This window comes from [Clostridium] saccharolyticum WM1, assembly GCF_000144625.1.
GTDB lineage: Bacteria > Bacillota > Clostridia > Lachnospirales > Lachnospiraceae > Lacrimispora > Lacrimispora saccharolytica.
The window spans coordinates 3,860,227-3,886,968 of record NC_014376.1 but is presented as its reverse complement, the minus strand read 5'-3'; the positions used below and the strand labels follow the sequence as shown (position 1 = coordinate 3,886,968).

15 protein-coding genes are annotated in these 26,742 nt (G+C 47.8%); 13 read left to right on the top strand and 2 right to left on the bottom strand.

The window, feature by feature from the left end; genetic code table 11:
• A complete protein-coding gene (locus tag CLOSA_RS18050) occupies positions 1–522 on the top strand; it encodes a hypothetical protein (RefSeq protein ID WP_041709447.1) in 522 nt (173 codons plus the stop codon).
• Positions 523–862: 340 nt separating this feature from the next.
• Here CLOSA_RS18050 and CLOSA_RS18045 read toward each other — a convergent pair whose 3' ends face one another.
• The gene (locus CLOSA_RS18045) at positions 863–2,023 is read right to left on the bottom strand and encodes an iron-containing alcohol dehydrogenase (protein ID WP_013274176.1); all 1,161 of its coding nucleotides are present in this window, start codon (positions 2,021–2,023) and stop codon (positions 863–865) included.
• Positions 2,024–2,049: 26 nt separating this feature from the next.
• Positions 2,050–2,820 carry a DeoR/GlpR family DNA-binding transcription regulator gene (locus CLOSA_RS18040; protein WP_013274175.1) on the bottom strand — a complete coding sequence of 257 codons (771 nt, stop codon included), beginning with the start codon at positions 2,818–2,820 and terminating at the stop codon, positions 2,050–2,052.
• A gap of 405 nt (positions 2,821–3,225) precedes the next feature.
• On the opposite strand from CLOSA_RS18040, the gene CLOSA_RS18035 reads away from it, so the two are divergent.
• The 12 genes from CLOSA_RS18035 (at position 3,226) to CLOSA_RS17975 (ending at position 26,698) form a co-directional block, all read left to right on the top strand.
• Complete coding sequence (locus CLOSA_RS18035) at positions 3,226–4,533, top strand: Na+/H+ antiporter NhaC family protein (RefSeq protein ID WP_013274174.1); 1,308 nt, start codon at positions 3,226–3,228, stop codon at positions 4,531–4,533.
• An 18-nt stretch (positions 4,534–4,551) separates the two neighbouring features.
• Positions 4,552–5,787: an S-methyl-5-thioribose kinase gene (mtnK, locus tag CLOSA_RS18030; protein WP_013274173.1), complete on the top strand. Its 1,236-nt coding sequence runs from the start codon at positions 4,552–4,554 to the stop codon at positions 5,785–5,787.
• 58 nt (positions 5,788–5,845) lie between these two features.
• Complete coding sequence (locus CLOSA_RS18025) at positions 5,846–6,895, top strand: S-methyl-5-thioribose-1-phosphate isomerase (protein ID WP_013274172.1); 1,050 nt, start codon at positions 5,846–5,848, stop codon at positions 6,893–6,895.
• A gap of 78 nt (positions 6,896–6,973) precedes the next feature.
• Positions 6,974–7,624, top strand: a complete 651-nt coding sequence (locus tag CLOSA_RS18020; protein ID WP_013274171.1) for a class II aldolase/adducin family protein — start codon at positions 6,974–6,976, stop codon at positions 7,622–7,624.
• A 127-nt stretch (positions 7,625–7,751) separates the two neighbouring features.
• Positions 7,752–8,864, top strand: coding sequence for a tetratricopeptide repeat-containing glycosyltransferase (locus tag CLOSA_RS18015; RefSeq protein WP_013274170.1), 1,113 nt, complete (start codon positions 7,752–7,754; stop codon positions 8,862–8,864).
• Complete coding sequence (locus CLOSA_RS18010) at positions 8,861–9,979, top strand: tetratricopeptide repeat-containing glycosyltransferase (RefSeq protein ID WP_013274169.1); 1,119 nt, start codon at positions 8,861–8,863, stop codon at positions 9,977–9,979. The genes CLOSA_RS18015 and CLOSA_RS18010 overlap by 4 nt, the downstream gene beginning before the upstream one ends.
• Positions 9,980–10,905: 926 nt before the next feature.
• Positions 10,906–11,718: a ParA family protein gene (locus CLOSA_RS18000; RefSeq protein ID WP_013274167.1), complete on the top strand. Its 813-nt coding sequence runs from the start codon at positions 10,906–10,908 to the stop codon at positions 11,716–11,718.
• Between the two features lie 3 nt (positions 11,719–11,721).
• Complete coding sequence (locus CLOSA_RS17995; RefSeq protein ID WP_013274166.1) at positions 11,722–12,738, top strand: ParB N-terminal domain-containing protein; 1,017 nt, start codon at positions 11,722–11,724, stop codon at positions 12,736–12,738.
• Positions 12,735–20,633, top strand: coding sequence for a DUF6908 domain-containing protein (locus tag CLOSA_RS21945; protein ID WP_013274165.1), 7,899 nt, complete (start codon positions 12,735–12,737; stop codon positions 20,631–20,633). The genes CLOSA_RS17995 and CLOSA_RS21945 overlap by 4 nt, the downstream gene beginning before the upstream one ends.
• Positions 20,634–20,644: 11 nt before the next feature.
• The gene (locus CLOSA_RS21940) at positions 20,645–21,316 is read left to right on the top strand and encodes a hypothetical protein (protein WP_013274164.1); all 672 of its coding nucleotides are present in this window, start codon (positions 20,645–20,647) and stop codon (positions 21,314–21,316) included.
• Positions 21,306–22,685 (top strand): hypothetical protein, encoded by a 1,380-nt coding sequence (locus CLOSA_RS21935; protein ID WP_013274163.1) that lies wholly within the window; start codon positions 21,306–21,308, stop codon positions 22,683–22,685. Before CLOSA_RS21940 ends, CLOSA_RS21935 begins: the two co-directional genes overlap by 11 nt.
• Positions 22,682–26,698, top strand: coding sequence for a hypothetical protein (locus tag CLOSA_RS17975; RefSeq protein ID WP_013274162.1), 4,017 nt, complete (start codon positions 22,682–22,684; stop codon positions 26,696–26,698). The genes CLOSA_RS21935 and CLOSA_RS17975 overlap by 4 nt, the downstream gene beginning before the upstream one ends.
• Positions 26,699–26,742 lie beyond the last annotated feature (44 nt).

Genomic DNA, 26,742 nt, shown 5'->3' with positions numbered 1-26,742 from the left:
ATGGAAGAGAATTTATTTGTAGAAATCATAAAAGAACAGACATACCGTGCCTTATGGGAGGTAAAAAATGTGATCGATTGTGTTCCGGATGAGTTATGGAGCAAAGCCTATTGTGAAATGCCATGTTGGAAACACATTTATCATATGCTTCATTCCTTAGATCTTTGGTTTATAAATCCAAGAGATAAAGGGTTTACAGAGCCTGATATACATGAAAAGGATTTAAACAGCTTAGAGGTAAGTCCAGGCAAATATCTCTCAAGAGAAGAAATAAATCATTATTTTTTTGATATTGATATAAAAATAAAGGTTTATCTTTCAATATTAACGGATAACCAGCTATTGGATACTCCACCGGATTGCGAATATAATAGATTTACTTTGATTTTAGCACAGTTCAGGCATTTGCATACCCATATGGGAATGATCATGGGCTTTATTATTGATGACACAGGCTTATGGCCAAGAGTATTGGGGTTAGAGAGCGGTTTTCCGATTGGAGAGTACAGTAAATATTTTTAATAAGTCATGTTGCCAGTAAGACTTAGAAAACTTACGAAGCTGATGAAACACCCATACAATTAATGAATAGAAATATAGGGGGTGGTCAGAAAATGGCTGGACATGGATTCTGTAATGGCTTTTTACTATGTGCCTATAAATATATGTCTCAAAAAGATATTGAATTAGTATATAAAATACCGAGAATATAATATAAAAATATAGCACTGAATATTTATAACCCATATTCAATGCTATATCTAAAATTATTTATCTGCAGTCCGTAGCCGGCATCATGCCGGCTTTTTTCTTTGCTTATTTCTAAGTTATTCTACACGGAAATCATATTGTCTGACTTCCATTATTTTGCCAGCTCTAAGATATCCATCACCTGCTCTTTCCCCAGAGGAACATAATGTCCGATTGTACCGTTTGAAGTCGCCCGGTCTGCCATTTCTTCAAAATGTTCTCTGGTGATTCCCATCTCTGTCAGAGAGGTTCTTAAATTGAGAATTCTGAAAAATTCCGTAAAACGGCGGCGGAGTATCAGGGCCATTTCGGATATGGAATGGTCATGGTAATCTGCGTGGAAGATACGGTTTGCAAGTTGTGCCGGTTTTTCCGGCTTTACTTTTTCCATGTATTTTAACCATGCCAGAAGCACCACTGCCATGCCTTCCCCGTGTGTAATACCGTATTGAGCGCTTATCTCGTGTTCGATGCGGTGGGAACCCCAGTCAGCTACCCGTCCGGTATCCAGAAGATTGTTATGGGCAATGGAGGCGAGCCACTGAATCTCAGCCCGTGCATGATAATCGTCCGGATGGGCCATTAAGCGTTCTCCGTTTAACAAAAGGGCCTGTACCGCTCCTTCAATCAGGAAATCCGTGGTATCCACAAAGGGGACGTCGGTAAAATACCGTTCCAGCAGATGGGACAGGATATCCGCAATTCCGCAGCTGGTCTGATACGGTGGAAGGGTTAAAGTAAAGGCTGGATTCATAATGGCAAAGCGTGGAATGATGACGTCACTTTCAATTCCAAGCTTGTGAAGTCCGTTTGAAAGAATGGAACAGTTGGAAGTTTCGCTTCCGCTTGAAGGAAGGGTGCTGATAACGCCCATGGGAAGAGCAGTACAAAGAGTGGCCCTGCCTTCGAAGAAGTCCCAGACATCTCCGTCATATGGGATGCCTGCGGCCACAGCTTTTGCTGTATCGATAGCACTGCCTCCTCCAACCGCAAGAATAAAGTCGATATTTTTCTCTTTTCCAAGGGCGGTAAGCTGGCGGACCAGTTCTATTTTCGGATTTGGAACAACCGATCCATTTTCAAAAAACACGATGTTTTCCTTTCTGCAGGCATCTTTGACCGTGTCAAAGATACCCAGGGTTTTGATGAAATCTCCGCTGTAAACAAGCAGGAGTGAATGAACGTTTAAATCGTGCAGAAGAGCTTGGATTTCTTTTTCCGAATCTTTGCCAAAAATAATTTTTGCCGGGTTGTGATAATTAAAGTTTTGCATAATCAGTCTCCTTTTTGATAGGCAACTTACAAATACTCTAAATGAATTTTTTTATTTATGCATTCAGTTTCCCATCTTGACGGCAGAGGCTTGTCTGTAATGATTGTATCCACCACCGACAGACCGGCGATCAAAACAGAGGCATTGCTATAGAACTTGGTATGATCGGCAATCAAAAAACGTTTTCTGGAGTGATCGATCATCCCTTTCCGCACCATGGCCGATGCCAGATTGTTGTCGGTCAGTCCAAAGGTCATGTCGATGGCGGGGCAGCTTATGAAAGACTTGTCTGCAATGTATTCGTTAAGCTCATTGGTGGTTTTATAGCCGATGAAGGAGTTGGTCTTTGCATGAAGTTCTCCTCCTAAGCAGATGATGCGGGGAGCAGCATTGGGCTGCTCGTTGAAAATATAACATATTCTTAAGGAATTGGTGATTATGGTAATGGGAAGCCCTGCTTCCAGAATTGCCTGGGAAAGCTTTAAGCAGGTCGTGCTGGCATCCAGCATGATGACATCTCCTTTTGAAATAAAGCTGAGAGCATGCTCTGCCATTTGCCGCTTTTCCATCGGAAAAAAGGTTTCCCTTAATTTTGCGGGAACTCCTAAATCATTTTCTTCTGGTAGAAAAGCTCCACCGTATATGCGTTGTGCTTTTCCCGCCGCTTCCAATTCTTTTAAATCCCGCCGTATGGTTTCCATGCTGCAGTCAAGAGCCTGGCATAAATCAGAAATAAGAACGCTTTTATTTTTCTTTAATTCATTTTCAATATAAGCTTGTCGCTCAATTTTAAACATATTAATCTCCGGTCTTTTTTAATAAAGGGCAATGCCCTTGTAAAAAACGCTACATAAAGTTTGTTATCATTTTTTTATTATAGCATCTATACAAATAGAACGCAAGCAAAATGTGATGTTTTGAAGTATTTCGAGGTTTTTAGACGTATTATGACGTATTAAAAGAAGGTTTAATGACAATATGTATAAAAAAATAACATTAAAATAAAAAAATATATGCAAATATTATTGACATATGTGGTTTTGTGATGTATCTTTAGAAAGACAAGCAACATCCCACACAAAAACGGTCTTTTTATCAGATGCGGAAAATTAGCATCTGAATTAGAGAAAATGTATGGGAAGGCTGATCAAAAAAGCGTACGCATAAAGTTGACAATCATTAATACGTTAGGAGGAAAAGTTATGTCTGAAAAGAAAAAAGGAAGTATTATAGGTTTGATGCCATTGATTGTATTTTTAACACTGTATCTGGCCACAGGTTTTGTCTCCGGCAGTTTTGATAATATGCCGCTCATGATAGGCATTTCCATTGCATGTTTTGTGGCATTTCTTCTGCAGAAGCCAGGGGAAGAAAAAGTGAGCTTTACAGATAAGGTTACCATATTCTGTAAAGGCGGGGGAGATGATACCCTGATATTGATGGTGATCATTTTCCTTCTTGCCGGCGCTTTTTACAGCGTGGCGAATAATATGCATGCGGTGGATTCCATTGTAAACATCGGCCTTACCATATTGCCGACCAGAATGCTGCTTCCCGGATTATTTTTGATAGGCTGTGTCTTGAGTTTTTCCATGGGAACCTCCATGGGAACTGTTTCGGCCCTGATGCCGGTGGCGGTTGACCTTGCTGCTAAAACCGGTGTCAATGTTGCACTGATTGGCGGTGTAGTGGTTGGAAGTGCTATGTTCGGCGACAATTTATCCTTTATTTCTGATACTACAATCGCCGCCACCCGTACGCAGGAGGTCAGTATGAAGGACAAGTTCAGGGCCAATTTCCTTATGGTACTTCCTGCTGTCATCATTAACCTGGTCTTATTGAGTTTTGTTCCCATGGGGAAGGAGGTTGCGGCCCAGGTATATGATTTTAATGTTATTAATATTCTTCCATATGCGGTTATCATTGTTTTGTCTCTGATTGGTATGAACGTTATACCGGTTATGGGCCTGGGGATTTTAAGCGGCCTTGTTATTGGCATGATGCACGGTGATTTTAATCTCTTAGAGTCTCTGGGTATTCTGCATGAAGGCATGACCTGGATGGAAGATATGTCCTTGATTGCAGTATTGGTTGGAGGCATGGTGGCACTGATGAAGTATTTCGGCGGTATTGATTATCTGCTGGAAAAATTAACGAATAAAACAAAAAGTGCCCGTGGCGGGGAACTGAGCATAGCAGCATTGGTTTCACTGCTTGATATATCAACAACCAACAATACGATTTCCATTATTGCTGCCGGTCCGATTGCCAGGAATATTGCGGATGCCCAGGGAATCGACCGCCGCCGTGTAGCCAGTATTCTGGATCTGTTTTCTTCTGCTTTTAATGGTTTGCTTCCTTATGCGGGACAGTTGCTGGTAGCCGGAGGTCTGGCCGGGATCAGTCCCACCGCCATCATGCCATATGTATGGTATTGCCTGTTGATGCTTGCTTCTGGTGTGCTGTTTATTGTAATCGGATTTCCAAAACAGTTTGGCAGCAGCAAATAATTTGCAAGGAGAATAGGAATGAATACAAAATATACGGAACATTTTTTGATGAAGCTTGAAGACGTTAAGAAGTATGCAGCCGAGGTTATCTGTTTTTTCGGACCGGAAGCAGAGCTTACAGTGTCTGAGATTGGCGATGGCAATATTAATTATGTTTTTCGGGTATCTGAGAAAGCCACAGGCCGTTCCCTGGTCATTAAGCAGGCGGATAAGGTGTTAAGGGCATCAGGCCGTCCCCTGGATTTACACCGTAATAAAATAGAAGCGGAAATATTGAAAATACAAGGCAAGCTGGCACCTGATTATGTGCCCGGGGTCTATCAGTATGATGAAATCATGTGTGCTTTGTCCATGGAAGATATTTCTTCTTATAAAAATCTTCGCAAAGAAATGCTTTTAGGGAAAACATTTCCCCGCCTGGCGGAAGATATTTCTTCATTTTTGGTGGATACACTTCTTCCTACAACGGACCTTGTTATGGAGAGAGGGTTAAAAAAGGAATGGGTTAAATTGTTTACCAATGTGGAATTGTGTGATATCTCGGAGGATCTTGTTTTTACTCAGCCTTATTATGATTTGAAAGGACGCAACTGCAATATTGTTACACCGGGAAATGAAACGTTTGTGGAATCCTGCCTGTATTCTGATGAGGAATTAAAAGGAGAGGTGGGGAAATTACGGGATGACTTTATGAACCATGCTCAGGCATTGATTCATGGGGATCTTCATTCAGGCTCCATCTTTATAAATAATGAAGGAATAAAAGTCATTGACCCGGAATTTGCATTTTATGGTCCTATGGGTTATGACATTGGAAATGTGATTGGCAATCTATTCTTTGCATGGACGAACAGGGCTTATCTTGAACCGGAAAACAGCGAATTTTTAAAGTGGATTGAAGAAACGGTCATCCAGTGCTACGATATGGTAAGAGATAAAATAGATAAAAAGTATGATAAGATTGTTACATTTGATATGTACAGAAAATCCGGCTTTAAAGATCATTATATTCATAAGATAATGGCTGATACCCTGGGATATGCAGGTACAGAAATAATCCGCCGCGTTGTGGGAGATTCGAAGGTAGAGGAAGTAAGCGGCGTGGAAAATGCAGAAAAACGAATTGAAATAGAAAGGGCCTTGATTTTAACCGGGATTGTCCTGATTAAGGAGAGGGAAAAGCTTTCGCAGGGAAAGGAAATTGCCGATCGGTTTCATGAAATCATGGAACATCAGGTAATTGGAAAGATGTAGCCTTTGTGACGTTTTTGCTGACAGGAAGGCGTGTACCGGTAGTAGAAAGGAGTAAGTAATGAAAAGAGGAGACGAAGGCTTGGCATTTATGCTGCGCTATGAAAATGTTGCATGGTATGAAGACGGAAAGGTACGAATATTAGACCGGCGCATTTATCCGGTGAGAGCGGAATATGTAGTGTGCAGAAAGCATGAAGAGGTGGCTCAGGCCATTGCAGATATGGTTACCCAGAGTGCGGGTCCTTATACTGCAGCTGCCATGGGAATGGCACTTGCCGCTTATGAAGTTATGAAGAGCGGCAGGGCAGATGTGGAAGAATATATGGAACATGCTGCTTATACGCTTTCTCATGCCCGTCCGACAACCGTGAACGCTATGGTGAAAATCACGGATGGAGCCATGACAATCGTAAGGGAGAAAGTCAGGGCCGGGGAAACCGGGCAGAAGCTTGTGGATGCCATGCAGGAATATGCGTTTCATTATATAAACAATAACTATTTGAAATACTGTAAGGTAGGTTCTTATCTGGCTGACCAGATACCAAAGAATGGAACTGTTATGACCATCTGTTTTGCAGAAACAGTCATTGGAACAGCCCTTCGGGAATGTCGTAACAGAGGGAATGAAATTAAGATGATATGTGCAGAGACACGTCCATATTTTCAGGGAGCACGCTTGACGGCCAGTGTTGCCTGTGATATGGGGTTTGATGTAACAGTTGTGTCTGATAACATGCCAGGATATGCCATGAAGGAGAAAAAGGTTGATGTATTTACTTCCGCTGCGGATGTTATTACCATGGATGGCTATGTAGTCAACAAGGTGGGTACATTTCAGATGGCACTTATGGCAAATTACTGGGGGATTCCTTATTATGCAACAGGAGAACCTAACGAAGCTCATAAGACCATAGATACGGTCAGAATCGAAGAACGTGATCCGGACCAGGTCCTGGAGGCCATGGGGACCAGGGTAACTATGCCGGGTGTGAAGGGATATTATCCGGCTTTTGATATCACTCCGCCCAAGCTTTGTGATGGTGTGGTAACGGACAAGGGGATTTTTGCTCCGTTGAATTTAAATGCATATTTTAACCAAATCAAGTAGGGTTGCGGATTGCGAAGATCCGCCAGACATAAAGGTTCCATAAAGACCGGGGAGAGGGCTGATTTTAGGAGGATAAAAATGTTATTACAAGATGAAAGAAAATTAATTGTTGAATATGGAAAGAGAATGAGCCAGGAGAAACTTTCGCCGGGAACAAGTGGTAATTTAAGCATTTATAATGAGGAGAAAAAATTGATGGCTATTACGCCTTCCGGAATAAATTATATGGACCTTCGTCCGGAAGACGTGGTGATTACGGATCTGGAAGCTAATATCGTTGATGGAAGCCGTAAGCCATCCAGCGAGTGGGCGCTTCACTCGGTTTTTTACAGAGATAAACCGGAAGCCCGCGCGGTAGTCCATTCCCATTCCATGTATTGTACGGTCCTGGCGGCTTTAAATCTGCCTGTAAAGGCGGTTCATTACGTCATAGGCGATGCCGGAGCGGCTGAAGTGCCATGCGTGCCGTATCACACATTCGGGACGGTGAAGCTGGCGGAAGAGTCTATAAAGTACTGTGGAAACGGCAAGGCAGTACTTCTTGGAAATCATGGACAGATTGTATGCGGCAGTGATCTTAAGAGCGCTTATGGTCTTGCATGCAATCTGGAGTTTCTGGCAGAAGTCCAATATAAAGCAATGTGTCTGGGAAACCCTGTCATCTTAAATGACGAACAGATGAAGGAAGTGATGGAGAAGTTCAAGACCTATGGCCAGGCGAATCATTAAAAGCAATTACTTAGGGGGGGATGCAGTGATGCAGCCCCCCTTCTTCACAAGATAAGCAACAAGATGCATATACTGAATTTAGTATAGTAAATATAGCAATTAAAAATGTCTAAAGGAGCCGGTGGAAGTGAACCAATATAAAATTTGCGTATATGCAATCAGTAAAAACGAGGAACAGTTTGTAGACCGCTGGATGGATGCTGTATGCGAAGCCGATGCCGTCATTGTGACGGATACAGGCTCAACCGATCATACGGTTGAACGGCTTCGGGAAAGAGGAGCCATTGTTTATGAAGAGACCATATCGCCGTGGAGATTTGACACGGCCCGTAACGTGGCATTAAGTCATGTCCCTGAGGATGCGGATATCTGTGTTTCAAACGACTTAGATGAGGTCTTTGAGCCGGGCTGGAGACAAAAGCTGGAATCCATATGGAAACCGGGACACACTCGTGCACGGTACTTATTTACATTTGCCTGCAATCCTGACGGCACACCCCAAAAGCAGTATCCCATGGAAAAGATTCACAACCGCCATGATTACCGCTGGGTACATCCGGTACACGAGATCCTGGAATATACCGGTGCAGATTCAGAAAAGATCACATGGATCAAAGGGCTGGTTCTGAATCATTATCCTGATTTGTCAAAACCCAGAAGCCAATATCTGCCTCTATTGGAGTTATCGGTCCAGGAGAATCCACTTGATGACAGATCAATGTTCTGGCTTGGAAGAGAATATATGTATCATAAAAAGTTTGATAAGGGGATTGAAATGCTGAAAAAGCATCTATCCCTTCCAACCGCTAAATGGAGTGAGGAACGAAGTGCTTCCATGCGGTTTATCGCGCGGTGCTATGAAGAAACGGGAAACATGAAAGAGGCCAGGTCGTGGCTTTTCCGCGCTCTGGCAGAATGCCCGGATGTGCGGGAACCTTATCTTGCATTGGTAAAATCAGGTTATAAGGAAAAAAACTGGCCGATGGCCTATGCCATGGCAGAAAAGGGTTTAACGATCACAGAAAACACAGGGAGCTATCTGGTAGATCCTGAAAGCTGGGGATATGCCCTATATGATTATGGCTCCATCAGTGCTTTTAATATGGGACTGTACGAGAAAGCCAGGGATTATGCCAAGAAAGCCCTTGCCATAGATCCATCCAACCAAAGGCTGCAAAATAATCTGCTGCTTATTGAAGAGAGGATAAAAAAACAGGAACAAGCGGAGGAATACTCATGAAGCTAAAAGTTTGTGTCTATACCATTTGTAAAAATGAGGTTCAATTTGTCGATAAATGGATGGACTCCATGAGTGAGGCTGATTTGATTGTGGTCACAGATACCGGCTCTGAAGATGGGACTGTTGAAAAGCTGAAAGAACGGGGCGCGGTTGTATATGTGGACATAGTAAAGCCGTGGAGGTTTGATGTGGCGCGGAATCTTTCCCTGGATCATGTGCCTGAGGACGTGGACATCTGCGTCTGTACGGATCTGGATGAATTATTTGAGCCGGGCTGGCGTAAAAAGCTTGAAGAAGCGTGGCTTAGCAAAAAGCCGGGAGCGTCCATACCCACCGCAAGAACAGGAAGGTACTTATATAACTGGAGCCTTAAGGAAGATGGGACTCCCAATATTCAATTTTATTATTTTAAAGTGCACAGCCGGAAGGGGTTCATCTGGAAATGCCCGGTCCATGAATATCTCCAGTATATAGGAAAATTGCCCCTTGAAACCGTATATATCGAAGGTATGGTTCTCAGCCATTATCCGGACCCTGAAAAATCCCGTGGTTCTTATCTTCCCCTTTTGGAGCTTGCTGTAGAAGAAGCCCCGGAGGATGAGAGGATGCGGTATTATCTTGGCAGAGAATATATGTACAAGAGCCAATGGAAAAAAAGCATTGATACCCTTAAGGAATATCTTGCTTTGCCGTCTGCTGTTTGGAGTGATGAACGATGTGCCGCAATGCGCTGGATTGCCAATTCCTGTTATAAAATTGGAGATTTCAAAGGGGCATATACCTGGTATTATAAAGCCATTGCAGAAGTACCGGATATACGAGATCCCTATGTGGAGTTTTCTAAAATGTGCTATGAATTAAAAGACTGGGCAATGGCGTATTTTTTAACGAAAGAAGCCTTGAAGATTAAAGATAAGTCGAAAACCTTTGTCAACATGGGATATTCCTGGGACTATACTCCGGATGATTATTGCTCCATAGCTGCTTTTTGGCTGGGTATGCCAAAGGAGTCCCTGGAACATGCAAAGTGTGCTCTTCAATATGCGCCCGATAATGAGCGGTTAAAAAGCAATTATAATATTATTGCTGCTGCGCAGAAATCAAATTGTCCTTAAAAACCGGAACGTGTTAATTCTGATATTATAATATGTTCCTGTAAGGATTTCAGAAAGGGTGTCAAAATATGCAAAATCACAGTGATGGTTATGAAAGGGACCCGGCAGTGACAAGACAGGAGTGTTCAGAAAAATATAGTGGTTGTAGACGGAGCTGTTGTTCCGGCCCAACAGGCCCTACAGGGCCGCCGGGACCACAGGGCCGGCAGGGTCCTCAAGGTCCGCAAGGTCCGCAAGGTATAAGAGGTTCTCAGGGAGTACGAGGTGACGTGGGGCCGGAAGGTCCATCTGGCTGCCGGGGGCCCATGGGTCCAAGAGGTTGTCCAGGCCCGACCGGCCCCCAAGGCCCCATGGGCCCCCGTGGCTGTCCAGGCCCCACCGGCCCCTTGGGCCCAACGGGTCCGACCGGTCCGAGGGGAGATACCGGTCCAACGGGTCCCCAGGGAGTTACCGGGCCTACCGGACCTCAAGGACTAATCGGTCCGACGGGCCCAACGGGTCCCCACGGAGAAACGGGTCCAACGGGCCCGCAGGGATTAATCGGTCCAACAGGTCCGACCGGTCCGCAAGGAATAATCGGCCCAACGGGTGCAGCGGGTCCCCAGGGAGCTATCGGTCCAACCGGCCCAACGGGTCCCCAGGGAGAAACCGGCCCGACCGGCCCGCAAGGACTAATCGGCCCAACGGGTCCGACGGGTCTCCAGGGAGATACTGGCCCAACGGGCCCTCAAGGATTAATCGGCCCGACCGGTCCGACGGGTCCCCAGGGAGATATTGGCCCAACGGGTCCGACCGGTGACTCTGTTATAATTGGACTAAGTAAGTGAAAGCCGCTATATCAAAGGGTTTTCGCTAATCTTAGTCCAATTTTTTTACCCTATTTACCCATTATCCAAAATCTTTTTACCCAAGAAAGGAGCGCGCCGATGGCAAAAATCATTGCAATTATCAACGAGAAAGGCGGAGTGGGCAAAACAGCCACGGCTACCACCCTTGCCTATCTCCTATCCAAGAGAGGACACCGTACCGCCCTGCTTGACTTTGACGGTCAGGGGCATTCCAGTATTATCTTTGGCGTGAAGAACCCCAATAAACTGGAGGTGACAATTAACACCCTGTTACGCAAACTGGTTGAGGACGAGCCTTTACCCGAACCCGAAAGCTATATCATCAAGACCGGGTGTGGTGTTGACCTGATCCCATCCAATACCCAGCTTTTCACCCTTGAACGCAATCTCTGCAATGTAGATTTCAGAGAGAGGATTCTGACCCAATATATTGACACCATCAAGGATAGCTATGAGTACATCATCATCGACTGTATGCCGCAAATGGGTACTCCGATGATTAACGTGATGATGTGTGCCGACAGCATTATCATCCCAACGCAGGCGGAGCTTTTGTCCGCCCAAGGACTTGCGGAACTGCTAAAGCACCATCAGGCCATTCAGAGGAACAGTAACCACCGCTTGCGTATTGAAGGAATTTTGATTACCATGGATTCCCCCAACACGATACTTTCGGCACAGGTAAACGAACTGATTCAGCGTGGTTTTGCGGACAAGGTTCCTATTTTCAAGACCCATATTCCAAGATCCATCAAGGTTGCGGAAGCCGTGCTTCACCATCAGACCATTTGTGAATTTCTGCCGGGAAACCCTGCGGCAATCGCCTATGGGCAATTTGCGGACGAACTGCTTTCGGGTGGACATGGTAAAATTGCGGAAAGGAGCGTTTAACCTATGGCGATACCAAAACCCAAGGCGCCCTTAATTGATTTTGATGAAATGCTGGGTATAGAAACTCAGCACGATACCGCCCCTGCTCCTGTGCAGGTCGGTATCGTGGATATGGATTTCAGTTTGATGGAGTCCTTTCCAAATCACAGGTTTAAGCTCTATGAGGGACAGCAGCTCACAGATATGGTGGACAGTATCTGCCAGTTTGGAATTCTGCTCCCCATTATCCTGTGGTACACTGAGGATGGGAGATATATCATTCTCAGCGGACACAATCGTAAAAATGCCGCCCAGCTTGCCGGGTTTGCAAAAGGTCCCGTTATCATCAGAGAAAATCTGACCTATGAGGATGCCGTCCTGATCGTGACGGAAACCAATCTGCGCCAGCGTTCTTTCTCCGATATGAGCCATTCGGAACGTGCCTACTGTCTTGCACAGCATTATGAAGCCATGAAATGCCAAGGCAAAAGAAACGATCTTTTGGCAGAGATTGAAATGCTCTTAAACCCGCAGGATACCAGCGAAAATGAAACCTTGGCTGAACCTCAGACGAGGTTTAGAACAGACGCAAAACTTGGTCAGGATTATGGGCTTTCAAGGGACAAAGTGGCGAAATACATCCGTATTTCAAACCTGATTGAACCTCTCATTTTCCGTGTTGATAGTGGTGAGATTGCCTTTCTTGCCGCCTATGACCTCTCTTTTGTAGAGGACGAGGCACAACAGCAGAGAATTGCCGACCTCATGGAGTCCGACAGCTTCAAGTTAGATACGAAAAAGGCGGAGTTGTTCCACGGCTACTACAAGGCTGGAAAGCTAACTGACACCGCCATTGTGCAAATCCTTTCAGGGGAAAAAACACGCAAACCCAAAAGCAACAAGCCACAGCCGGTCAAAATCAAGCCTGCGGTCATCTCCAAATATTTTACCGCACAACAGACCCAAAAGGAAATTGAGGAAGTCATTGATAAGGCTTTGGCACTGTACTTTGAAAATCAAGAATCGGAGGTGACAGCTTGAGTAAGGCGACCCTACTTGCCGACCTATATAAAAAGTCGGTACAGGAATACACGAAAAATCCTGTGGAGTGGAAAGGTCTGCTGTCCTGTGTGGCGAGGTATTACAAGCGTTCCTTTGATAATGCGGTACTCGTTTACGCACAGCGGCCTGATGTAACCCAGCTTGCCACCTTTGACGAATGGCATGACAAGCGAATTGACCGAAATATCAATGCAGGAGCAAAAGGCATTGCGGTCATCGACATGACAAACCCCACAGCAAGTTTGAAGTATCTCTTTGATTTCATGGACACCAATGGCAGTGAGCAGAGTTTCAAAAAGGTTATGAGCTACCTTTGGGAGTTGGAAGATCAGTATAAACCCAGCGTAATGGCGAGATTTCACGAAAAGTACAATACCCCAGCCTCCAGCATCGAAATGTGCCTGTATAAGATGGTACAGCAACGGGTTCGTCAGGTTTTACCGCAGAACATGGAAAATTTCAAGGTGCGTGACGAAAGCAGCGTACTCTACGATGCGCCTATTGAAGCGGTAAAAGCGGAATTTGTGGAGCTTATCACCGACAGCGTAGCTTATACCATGTTTTGCAAATGTGGGCTTTCCACTGAGATGTTTGATGAACACACCTTTGAGAACATCAGCCACTTTAACAGCATGGAGCTGTTTATGACTATGGGAAGCTGCACGGTTTCCCTTGCAAGACCCATATTGAGAGAAATCCATCAGGAAATCCAACAAATTAAAATCGAAAGGAGCCAAATTTATGAGAACCGAACCGTTAATGAACCTCAGTTACCGGCAGGCCGAGGACGGTCTGCTCTACCCCGAACTGCAAATCTCGGAGAACGAGAAAACCGATCAGATGCCGGTGGGCAGATTCGGGAACCTGTGGAAGAACTTCATGCTGGAGAACCACCCGCACCGCCTGTCGGAGCTGGTAGCACAGGGCAAAATCAACGAGATGATTTTGAAAGTGGACGAGGAAGCCGAGAGCCGCAAGGAACGGCTGATACAGGAGCTTCTGACCGCACAGCCGATGCCGGACACCGAGGACACGATGGAGAGAGCCGCCCACATGGGCATGATAACCGACACAGCGGAGGAAATCGTGATCGGCGAATTGATACTGCAACCCCGATAACACAAAGAACAGAGCCGCCCACAGATGGTAAACAGCCGTCTGTGGGCGGCTTTTTTTCTGTCCCGCCTACATCGAAACCACCTGAACCTGTTTCCGTGCAGGAAGCCCCTGAACAGGTTCCTGCACTGGACGAGGAAGAAATCTCCGATCTCATTGATGTGGTGCTGTGTGCCGATGATATTACCCCTGACACAAGGGAATGGGCAGCGGAAATCCATAAATTCTTTGAGGGTGGGCACAAGCAGACTACGAAAGCCAAAATCCTGAAAGCCTTTTATGGCAAGCTGGATACCGACTACATCACGGAAACTGGAGAGCATCTATATCTCACCGCAGGCGATGATGGATTAACCCTTGAAATCAAGGGTCAGCAATTCACCGAGGACTATGGCACGCTCGTCAGCCGGATTGACCGTTTGATTCTGACCGGGGCATATCCGTTTAGCTCCGCAGACACCGTGATTGACGATTATGCCATCCCCGATGAACAGGAGGAAATGCAGGGCTTTACAAACGAGGATGAAAATAGTCCTGATAAACCGCTTGCGTCTGTCGAGTTGTCTGAAACGGATAGACAAAAAATCATTGACGAATACCTCCAGTATGGCAGCGGCACACAAGGCGGCAGACAACGAATTTTTCAGATTATGCTGTCCATGCCTACTAAAAAGGATCGTGTGTCATTTATTCGGAAGGAATACAATTCCTACGGCAGTTACAGTAAATCTCCCAATGGCGACCAATGGCATTTGGAATCTACCCCCAAGGGGCTGGCGATTGATTATCGACTTGGTTCGCTGGAACTGCACGAAGTCCTTTCATGGAATCAGGTGGAAAGCGGCATTTCCGACCTGATTCGCCAAGACCGCTACCTGACAGAAAAAGATAGAGTAGAGATGGAAGCCGAGGGGCAAACGGTGTACTTGCCCGCTCCCGAAGTGTCAGAGCAGGAGGCTCCCGACAGGCAGATTACCCTATTCGATACAATCCCTGTCATGCAGGACAGCTATGAGGACGCCGCCGAGGACAGCAACGACGACCTGATTGATGGAAACTCCATGGAGCTGGTGCAACTGCCTTTTCAGGAGGGTGACCGCATTTATTACCATGACCGTGTGTTTGAAATCGTTAAATTCCTGCACGATGGGCGCACGGTAGAGATCGGAGATATTGCACAGCTTAAAAATCTGAATGGGCTAAAAATTACCGAGCGTGTGCCGCTTTCAGCTATTGCGGACTGTAAGCCGTTAAAAGACCATTACACAAATGGCGAGATTGCTACCATGGTGGTAGAAAGCGTACAGAGTGGTGATTTCTCGGAAGAAACAAAGGCTGCCATCCAAGCCGCCACCCTTGTCAACCAGTCCAATGATGAGTACAACCGTACCATTATGGATGATTTCCATGCCCGTGCTTGGGGTGAAGGCTTTAATTACCGTTATTCCCCCGACCATCATCTTTACGATGGCGGCCCGAAAACCAAATTCAAAAACAACATTGCAGCCATTCGGCTTCTCAAGGAGCTGCAAGCACAAGGGCGCCCGGCAACTGCGGAGGAACAGATTACCCTTGCCCGGTTTGTGGGCTGGGGCGGCCTTGCAAATGCGCTGACACCGGATAAAAACGGCTGGGAAACAGAATACTCGGAAATTAAAGAACTGCTGACCGACGAGGAGTTGCAGGCGGCACAGAAAAGTACCCTGACCTCCTATTATACGGAGCAGAGCATCGTCAGCCATATCTATAAAGGGTTGGAGCGCATGGGGTTTCGGGGCGGTAATATCTTAGACCCCGCCCTTGGTACGGGCAACTTCTTTTCCGTATTGCCGGACAGCATGGAGTCCTCCAAGCTCTACGGCTGTGAAATCGACCCCATCCCCGGACAGATCGCAAAACATCTTTATCCCAATGCGGATATTCAGGTGATGGGCTTTGAAAAGACGGCTTTCCCTGACCATTTTTTCGATATGATGGTGGGCAACGTGCCGTTTAACTCCATCAAGGTGGATGACCCCCGATACAATAAACACAACTTCCACATTCACGACTATTTTATCGCAAAATCACTGGATAAGGTCCGTCCGGGCGGCATGATGGCGCTGGTTACCTCCAAATTTACCATGGATAAAGCAAATTCCAGTATGCGCCGTTATATTGCCGGGAAAGCAGAGTTGATTGGAGCAGTCCGCCTGCCGAACAATGCGTTCAAGCAGGTCGCCGGAACCGAAGCCACCACAGACATTCTCCTTCTGAAAAAGCGGGAACGGGAAATTGTGCCGGACGAGGAAAGCAGTCCTTGGCTGACCGTAGAGCAAGACCAAAACGGCGTTCCCGTGAACACCTATTTTATTGACCACCCGGAAATGGTGCTGGGTGAGATGGTGTTTGACGAGTCCATGTTCGGCAACGAAAAGACCACCGCCTGCCACCCGATAGCCGGAGAGGACTTGAATGAACGGTTGGAGCGCGCCATTTCCTATCTGGACGGCGAATATACCGAGGCCACCTCCGAATATGAGGGCGAAAAGGAAGTGCTGCCCGAATCCATTCCCGCCGACCCCAATGTGCGCAATTTCAGCTATGGGCTGGTAGACGGAGAACTGTACTACCGTGAAAACTCTCGGATGTATAAGCAAAACATCACCGGCCGGAAAGCCGAGCGTATTCGTGGCATGGTGGAGGTTACGGCAGCCATCCGCAGTCTGATTGACTTCCAAAACAGCGAATATGCAGACCTCCATGAACTGCCCACCATGGAATATGAAAAGCAGCTTCAGGAGCATATCGCCCATCTCAACCATGTTTATGATGCCTTTATCAAAAAGCAGGGGTATCTCAATTCATATGCCAATGTGATTGCATTTTCAAGGGATTCCAATGCCCCTCTGCTCCGTTCCATTGAGGCGGAGAAGAAAGACCAGAAGGATGTATGGGAAAAGACTGCTATCTTCTACAAAGCGACCATCAAGCCCAAGGTCATGCCCAAAACGGTGTTTTCGGCGGAGGAAGCCCTGATGGTATCTCTCAACGTAAAGGGCAAGGTTGACCTTGCCTATATGTCCTGGCTCTATCAGTATCCCGATCACCGCAAGGCTACACCGGAGGAAATCATTGATGAGCTGGGGGATAAGATTTACCAAGACCCCGATGATTACACCGGCAACCCGCACACCGGCTGGAAAACCGCTGACGAGTATCTAAGCGGCTATGTCAAGGATAAGCTGATGACGGCAATCTTGAAAGCGGATGAAGAACCGGAACGGTTCAGCCGAAATGCAGAGGCATTGAAGCTGGTGCAGCCGGTTCCCCTGACTCCGCAGGACATCAGCTTCACCCTTGGCTCCACATGGATTCCCCCGGAGATTTACCAGCAATTCATGTATGACACCTTTCAGACTGCGCCCAGCAATCAGGGTGGGCGTTTTAGTATCTCCCTTGAGTTTTCCAAATACAGCGGTGCCTATTACATTTCTAATAAAAGCGCAGAAAGCAATTCCGTAACAGTCAACCGGTCTTACGGTACGGAACGGCTGGGCGCCTACGAAATACTGGAAACCACCCTCAACCTCCGACCTGTGGAGGTCAAAGACCCGGTTGATTATATTGACCCGAATACCGGGGAGGAAAAAACGAAGTACGTTCTTAATAAAAAGGAAACCATTCTGGCCCGTGAAAAACAGGCGGAAATCAAGATGGCCTTTGAAAGCTGGCTGTTTGCCGATCCAGAGCGTGGAGCAAGCCTGACAAAGCTCTACAATGACCGTTTCAATAACATCCGTCCCCGTGAATATAGCGGTGATGCCCTGCTCATGCCGGATATGGCGGAGGGCATCAAGCTCCGTAAGCATCAGAGTGATGTCATTGCCCATGGGCTTTACAGTGACGGCAATCTGCTGATGGCACACGAGGTTGGCGCTGGGAAAACCTACGCCGCTGTCGGCCTTGGCTATGAAATGAAACGGCTGGGGGCAGTCCACAAGCCCCTGTATGCCGTACCAAATCATCTTGTTGGCGAATGGGCGGCTCACTATATGAAGATGTACCCTAACGCCAATATTTTGGTGGCCGAAAAAAAGGATTTTGAGCGAAAGAACCGCCGCCGCTTTGTCAGCAGGATTGCCACCGGTGAGCATGACGCCATTATCATGGGGCATAGCAGCTTTGAACTGATTGGCTTATCCAGAGAACGCCAGCTTGCGGCTATGGAATCGGAAATGGCGGCTATCACAGCGGCGATAGCGGAGGTAAAAGCCCGTGACGGCAAGGACTGGACGCTCAAACAGATGCAGATTTTCAAGTCCAACCTCCAGTTTCGCTATGACAGGCTGTTTAATGCAGAGAAAAAAGACGGTGTTATCAACTTTGAGGAATTGGGTGTAGACGCTCTGATTGTGGATGAAGCCCATGCCTATAAAAATAACTTTTCCTATACGAAAATGCGGAATGTGGCCGGAGTTACCGGGGTCAGCAGCCAGCGCGCCATGGATATGCACCAAAAATGCCAGTATATCAATGACCTGAACAATGGCAAAGGTGTGATTTACCTGACCGGTACTCCCATCTCCAACACGATGGCGGAGTTGTATGTCCTGCAAAAGACCTTGCAGCCATGGGAGCTGGAAAAGCGTGGCCTACTGATGTTTGACGCATGGGCAAGTACCTTTGGCGTGGTGGAGTCCTCCTTGGAAATCAAGCCGGAGGGCAACGGCTACCAGATGAAGAACCGTTTTGCAAGGTTTCACAACTTGCCTGAGCTGATGGCTATGTTCCACATGATTGCAGACATCAAAACCGCTGATATGCTGGACTTGCCTACTCCAAAGCTGAAAACCGGCGGTCCACAGGTTATCAAAACGGAATGTACCCCGGAGCAGAAACGCCTTGTAATGGAGTTGGGAGAACGGGCGGAGAAAATCCGCAACGGCCAAGTGGACAGCTCTGAGGATAATTTCCTGAAGCTCACGCTGGAAGCCCGCCTGCTGTCCACCGATCCGAGAGCCGTTGACCCGAATTTACCGGATGACCCCAATACGAAGCTCAATGTCTGCGTCCGGAAAGCGGCTGAAATCTACCATGAAACCGCTGAGAACCGCTTGACCCAGCTTATTTTCTGCGATCAAGGCACGCCCAAGGGTGACGGCAGCTTTAATTTTTACGAGGCTACCAAGGCGGTGCTGATTGCACAGGGGGTAAAACCGGAGGAAATTGCCTTTATCCACGATGCCAAGACGGACGTACAGCGGGAGCAGCTTTTTGAAAAGGTACGAACCGGTGAAATCCGCATACTGATGGGCAGCACCGGGAAGATGGGCACCGGCATGAATGTTCAAAATAAGCTGGTGGCGCTCCATCATCTCGATGTGCCGTGGCGCCCCTCCGACCTCATTCAGCGCAACGGCCGCATTCTCCGTCAGGGCAACGACAACGAGGAAATTTCCATCTTCAACTACATCACAGAGAATACCTTCGATGCGTACCTGTGGCAGATTTTAGAGCAGAAACAGCGGTATATCAGTCAGATTATGACCGGTCGCTCTACCCTCAGAACCTGTGAGGATGTGGACAGCACGATGCTTCAGTATGCCGAATTTAAGGCCCTTGCAACCTCCGACCCAAGAATTAAGGAGAAGATGGAAACGGATAACGAGATCAGCCGCCTGACGGTGCTGAAATCCGCATGGCAGAGCCAGCGCAATGACCTTCAGTACAAAATCGGAAAACACTATCCAAGCAAGATTGCCGCAACCGAGCGTAAAATAGCAGGAATGGAAGCTGACCTTGCCGACTATACAGGAAACAAGCCGTCCGAGTTTCAAATGACCATTGACGGCAGGCTCCATGATGAGCGAACCAAGGCTGCCGAACACTTCATGGTCCGTTCCCGCAAGCTGGGGCGAAGCACCGGGGACACTCTTGATATGGGCAGCTATGCAGGCTTTCCGGTCCGGCTAGTACGCCGTATGGGAGATGGTGTTGGCATCCAGCTCTGTGGCAAATGCACTTATACCACAGAATTGGGTGAGTCGGAGCTGGGAAACATCACCCGCATCGAGAACCTTGCGGAACGCATTGCATCAGAATTGGAAGTCGCCAAGAATGAGCTTGCGGATTTGCACCGCCAGCTTGAGGCGGCAAAGCTGGAGAGTGAAAAGCCCTTTACCAGTGAAGAAAAATTGGTGCAGTTACAACGGAAAAAGGTTGAGCTTGACCTTGCTTTAGAATTTAAGGATACCCCTGACCCTGTTTTAGAGCCGGATGAGGATAATACGGATGTAATGAATTATGAGCAGGACGGTGAAGAAGGTGTGCCCGTCAGAACTACACCGCCCTCTGCACAGCTCACTTTGGAACAGCGGCTGTATCGGAAGCTGGCGGTTTTCGCAAGTCCTATCCTTGAAGGAGAAGCCTATTATATGAAGCTCAAAAGCGAAGGCTTTGAGGATTTGGTGCTGGAAGCCATAGGCGGTGATGAGTACAGTATTGCCCATTATTACAGACAAAATGGTGATTCCATGCGTGACCCTGAGATTACCTATACCATTGACAAACAAACCTGTTCCATTCACCCTACATCGTTCTTACAGGACGATATAGGGCTTTTTTATGATACGGACAACGTGCCGCCGTCAAGGGTGCGTGATTTGAAGGATTTCATGTCACAGTGGTTTACCAACATCAAGGAGCAGGGGTTTGAGCCTGAGAAGGTATCCGTATATTCATCGGAAAATGAAGATGAAAGCGAATTTGAAAGATAGGAGGGATTTTTTTGAAACACGATATTTCACCGGAACTGGCCGAGCTTTTCAAGAAAAAAGCATCAGTCTTAGGGTATTCTGTTCGTGAAGAAGCTGCGGAGCATGACCCGCAGCTTCTTTTGTCTGCTTTTCGGAATCAGGAGGAAATCTGCAAATTTGAAAAGACCGGCGCCATGCGTTTCAGGCGGGACAGCCCTTTTGTGACGGAACGTAAGGAACTGCACAATCTGCTGTTAGACCTAAAAGAGCGTTATGATTTATACCTGAACGCAAAACCGCTTGATTGTGAAGGGGTCCGTGATTTTCGGCTGATTTCAGAGTTTGGAAATCATCTTCTTGCCGCCAAGCAGTCCAAGGATAATGAAATCCGCTTTGTCACATGGCAGTACGACTATGACCGCACCGGAGTGAACCTTGGGCATTACTATGAAACCAATTATCAGGGGGCGCTGGGGGATTTTACCGTGCGTTCCGGTCTGCTTGACGAAAACCGGCTTTTCTCAGAGGATGAAATGGCGGTCTTATATGCCTCCTGCGTATTTCGTGGACGGCATGACGATGACCTGACTTTTGAAAGCGAAAAGGAATTGCAGGCCGTCATAGAAAAACTGGAAAGCAATCTGCCCCAGCAGAGTATGGCGCAAGAAGCCGCGCCGGAACAGGAGGTTGAACATGGAATATAGCCAAATCAATACCATTACCAAATTCGGCCCGGACGATTATTCCCTGTGGACGCTCACCATGCCCCGTGACCAGTTAGGGCAAATCCGGCAAGGTACACCTGTTGTGGAAGGCGATATGCGCCGGGTTTTTGAGGAAATCCGTTCCGTCGATTATCAGCCGGAATCGGTATGCAACTTTGTCCTCCCCCAAAGCAAGGGTTTACGCCTGTTTCGGGTTGATATGGGTGAAGATTTTGCAGACAGAAACCGGCATAACGGCTGCTCTGTCCGTGGCTCCAGAGAACAAATCATGGCGGATCTGCGTGAGGTACTCAAGGGGCAAGGCTACCACCTGTATGGGAACGCCCATTTTTTGAATGTGGATGTGCTGGAAACTCTCCAAAAAATTGTGGAGCATAACACCGACTATTATCAAACGGACTTCAATTACGATATGGAAAAACTGCGGGCGGCCGCCAATGACCGTAATGCCCAACGGCATTTTCTATGGATGAGCCGGGGCAGCGGAACATGGTGCTTTGCAGAACCAGAGGTCTATATCCGCAGAACCAATGCGCATAACACATGGAATTATTACGGCGCCGGGAATAGGAGCGAACACGTTAAAACCTTTTGGATTGAACTGAAAGGTATGCGGGATGAAATGGTTATGGGCGATATTGTGGAGATAGATTATCAGAAGCACTTGGACTATCTCTGCACCCATTCCTTTGAACCGGCGGCCGTAGAAGTAGTGTTCAAGAACCCCAACGGTTTGCGCACCTTTTCTTATCAGGAATATGACGAGAATTATCAATCTATCGCCCAGCGCTACGGTACAGTGGAACGAATTGCATTTCAGGTGGAAAACTCCGTTCAGTTTGCCCGTGCGGTCATAGAAGCACACGGACTGTTTTGGGACGCCACCGAGCCGATGGGGATTGATGATTATGTGAAACGGCTGGATCGTGACCGGCTCCATGATTATGGCTATACCGCCGATGATTTGGTTCTAACCGGTCCTTTGGATGCGGAAAAGGCGGTGAAAAACGGTCTTTCCTGCTATGCCCTTTCCCCGGATTGCTCCAAGGAGCTGATTGCCGACCGAGAAAATTATCAAGAACACCATTACAGGGGCGCTTTGTTCGGCATGACAGCCGAGGAGCGGGACACCTTGCAATATTTCAAGCAGGACTGCACCCCGCTGTTTTCCCATGAGGAAATGCGGGAAATCTGCTCTCTTGCGGTACAGGCAGGGATGGAGAACCATCCTGAAAAGTCTCCCCTGCTGGATCGCATTATCCATAAAGCAGAGTGCGCCATGTCAAAGGCGGAAATCTCGCCTGCTTTGGAGCAGGAACATCAAATTGAGATGGAGGATAGAGAATGAAAAAGAAGATGAATCCCAAAACCAAACGGGCGGTGGTGGTGCTTTCCATCATCGCCCTGATTATTTTTATTATCGGGCTGGTAAGCTGCTCTATTCAGCTTTCGCAGAAAAACCCGTCACTTCCTGCTGTGACGGACAGCGGCAATCCGGTTCCCACCCCTGACGATAAAATTGTAATCCCCAAAATCGACCAAGGGAACCCCGGCAATCTGATTGATGATGCACCCCCGGAGGAAATCGAGAACGGTGGCAAAGATATGGAACAGGGAAAGGCTAAGCCTTCCCCTGCAAAACCCACGGAGAAACCGCCAGTATCCCCCAAGCCGGTAAAGCCTGCCGACCCTACCATGCCACCGGTTACTCCAACCCCTAAACCAAGTGAGCCTGTGAAGCCGACAAAGCCCACTGAGCCACCGAAGCAGGAAGAAAAGCCAAGTACGCCCGACAAACCGGGCGGTGGCGGTTCAGGCGGCGGCAGTACCAGTTATCCCGCCGCTGTGGTAGAAATCCTTATCCCTGAGTACAGTCACGCGGATATGGAGTTTGAGGTAAAGACCACGCTGCGCAACGTGAAGTCGCTGGATTGGACTATTACCGAGGACGGAAAAGATACCCCGCAGGGGGATTTTCTGAAAGGCACGCTTGATAAGAATGGCGGGAACATCACCATTACCCAGCCGGGGCAGTATCTATTGACCGCTGCCGCTAAAAATCATGGAAACCGTACCTATACCTTTACCAAGACCATTACCATACATCCCACTTTTGAAATCAAGGTGGGGGCAGACAAAACCGCCCATACGGATCAATCCTTTGTGGTAAAAACTACGCTTTCTGACAATGTGAAGCAGCAATTAAACTGGCATATCTACAAGGATGGCAGCGAGGTGAAATGGCAGGAAGCCGTAACAGGCTCCCTTGCCAATGATGGCGGCTCCATTCAAATCAAGGATAAGGGCAGTTATATCCTGAAGGCTACCGCCTACGATGAAACCAGCCGGGAATTTTTCGGAAAAGCTGATGTGACGGTTTATCCCATTGTAGAAATCGGCGTACAGGTTCCTGTCGCCGCCCACACCGATACCCCCGTCACCGTTGCTGTGAACACCAAGGAGTTGGGAGATCTCACACTTGTATGGACTGCAACCAAGGATGGGGAGGAAATCCCCCTGGCCGACTGTATGGAGGGCAAGCTGGACAATTCGGGCGGAACAGTGCGTTTCCTCGGCAAAGGAGATTACAGCCTGATCGCCACAGCTACCGATAAGGCTGGCAGGGTGTTCAGCGGAAAAGCGGATATTAAAATCTACCCTGTGGCAGCCTTTGCGTTTGAACTTCCCACCACTACCCACACCGATAAACCCATTGAAATAAAGGTAGTGTCCTCTGAATTGCAGGACATGACCGCTGACTGGACGGTACTTTACAATGGAGAGATTACCCCTGCCACCTCCGTGCTGGAGGGCAAGCTGACCAATGCGGGCGGTACGGTACGGTTTAAGCAGAAAGGCGCCTATACGCTGAAAGCTACCCTGATTGATGCCCTCGGACGAGAATACAGCCATTTGTCTAGCATTGTTGTCTATCCTGTTGCGGAAACAGGTTTTTATATCCCCCCTCAGGCCCACACCGACACAGCCGTGGAAGTCAAGACCAGCTTTCAGGAAGCAGACGGCTTGACTGCTGAATGGAGCTTGGCGAAGGACGGCAAGCCAATCACACTGGAAGACGGCTTTGACGGAACCCTCACCAATGAGGGGGGCAAAATCCGCTTTAACAAGATTGGCGAATATATTTTACAGGCGGCTGTTACCGACAGCACCGGCCGCAGCTTTACCTATACCGCCCCTGTTAAGGTTTATCCCGTCATCACGGTTGCAATGGAACTTACCAAGGAAACCCACACGGATAAGGGGGCAACGGCTTCTGTCAAGCTGTCAAACGCCGGTTCCCTGCCTGTGGCTTGGAGCATGGCGAAAGGCAATGTGCCGGTACAGCCGGAGCATGAACTGACCGACAAGGGTGGTTCTATCCGTTTTTTAGAAAAGGGCAGTTACACAGTGAACGCAGCCGTAACCGATGAGGCCGGGAGGACTTTTGAGGACAGCAAGACTGTCAAGGTTTATCCTATCCCCGGCATGGCGTTCAATCTGCCTGCCGCCGTTCATACCGATGATATGGTGACGGTTGATACTGCCCTTACCGATATGGAGGGGCTGACAGCGGTATGGTATGTTGACAATACTTATGGCTTTCAGGATTGGGCGGTTTACATCGACGGCCAACTCAGCAATCAGGGCGGCTCCATTCACTTCAAACGTGCGGGAGTATATGATTTGCAGGCACGGGTGACAGACGCCACAGGACGAGTATTCCACTTTAACAGCGGAAAAATCGAAGTCCTGCCGGTGCTTTCCCTCTCCTTTGAACTTCCTGCCACCGGGCATACCGATACGCAGATCGAGGTCAGAACGAGGGGAAACAATAACGTGCTGCCGGTAGAATGGTCGCTGATGAAAAACGGTACGGTCATTCCTTTGGAGCAGGCTGTCAGCGGCTCTCTCAATGCACAGGGCGGTAAAATCCGCTTTATCGGGAATGGTGAATACCGTCTGACCGCAACCATGATGGATGCGCTGGGCAGGATGTTTACCGCCAGCAGACAGATCAGTATTTTCCCCCTTTACAACTGCGATTTCTCTATGCCAGCGGCAATTCATACAGGGCAAAACTTTGTTGTCAACATGAGCAGCTCCATCAATCTGAACGGCAAGAGTATTGTATGGACGGCAACGAAGGATGGCGCAGCCGTGGCAGTTTCCGACTTCTTTAAGGGGACGCTGGGCAACGGCGGCGGTACGGTTCATGTGAATACAGCCGGAAGCTATCAGCTCACCGCATCTATCACAGATGAACTGGACAGAGTGTTTGCCTGCACCCAAACTATCACGATTACCAATACCGCACCCAGCAAGCCGACCCTGACCGCTGGTGTGACAAGGACATATGCAGACGGCAAATTTTTGGTGAACCTCACTGCCGCCAGCACCGACCCGGATGGGGATACGGTCATTTATGAGTTTGAGGGTAAGACCGCCGATAATTATTACCCCATTGGAACGCATACCGTCAAAGTAAGAGCAAAAGACAGCTATGGCGGTATTTCTGATTGGACATCAGCAACCTTTACTGTCGCCAATGCCGCGCCCGGCAAGCCTGCTTTTTCTGCCAGCGTGACGAGAACAGCCAAGGGTGGAAGTTTCCTTGTGAATTTCTCCGTAAGCAGCACCGACCCGGACGGCGATACTGTTATTTACGAGTATCAGAACATGACCGCTGACCGTTATTATCCTGTTGGTACGCATACTGTCAAGGTAAGAGCGAAAGACAATTATGGCGGTGTTTCCGATTGGGCAGCCGTGACCTTCAGCATTTCCAGTTCTGCGCCGACCCGTCCTGAAATCACGAGAACACCGGGCGGAAATAGCGTTGTACCAGGAACGCCTGTTACCATCACCGCAAGCAGTGTTGACCCGGACGGAGATAGTATCACCTATGTTTGGGAGGGCAGACCGTCACAGACGGCTACCTACCCCCTCGGCAAAAACACTGTAAGAGTAAAAGCCGTTGATAGCACTGGTACAGAATCGCCATGGGCAGCTATTGTTTTCTTTGTCATGGATGCAAATGGCAGCGGTGGTATGATGTTGACTGGTCCCGATTCTACCATCAACGAGAACGGGATTGAGGGGGCGACCATTGCAAATTATACCTTTAATGTACCTCCCGTTTCCGGTCACAGTGGGCAAGACTATGGTAGAGTGCGTGGATACAATGTAATGACCGGCGCGTGGGATCAGCTTGACTATGGGACGACCAGCAATGGCATATCCTTCAGCCGGAATTTAACACCCGGCGTATATTCCAAGCTGGAATTTTACTATTATACCAACCACTCGTGTATGTATAACAAATCCAATATTACCTATACGGTGGAATATCACTTTGAATAAGTAAAACATTTGCTTCGGGGCATCGCCAGCCATGGTGATGCCCC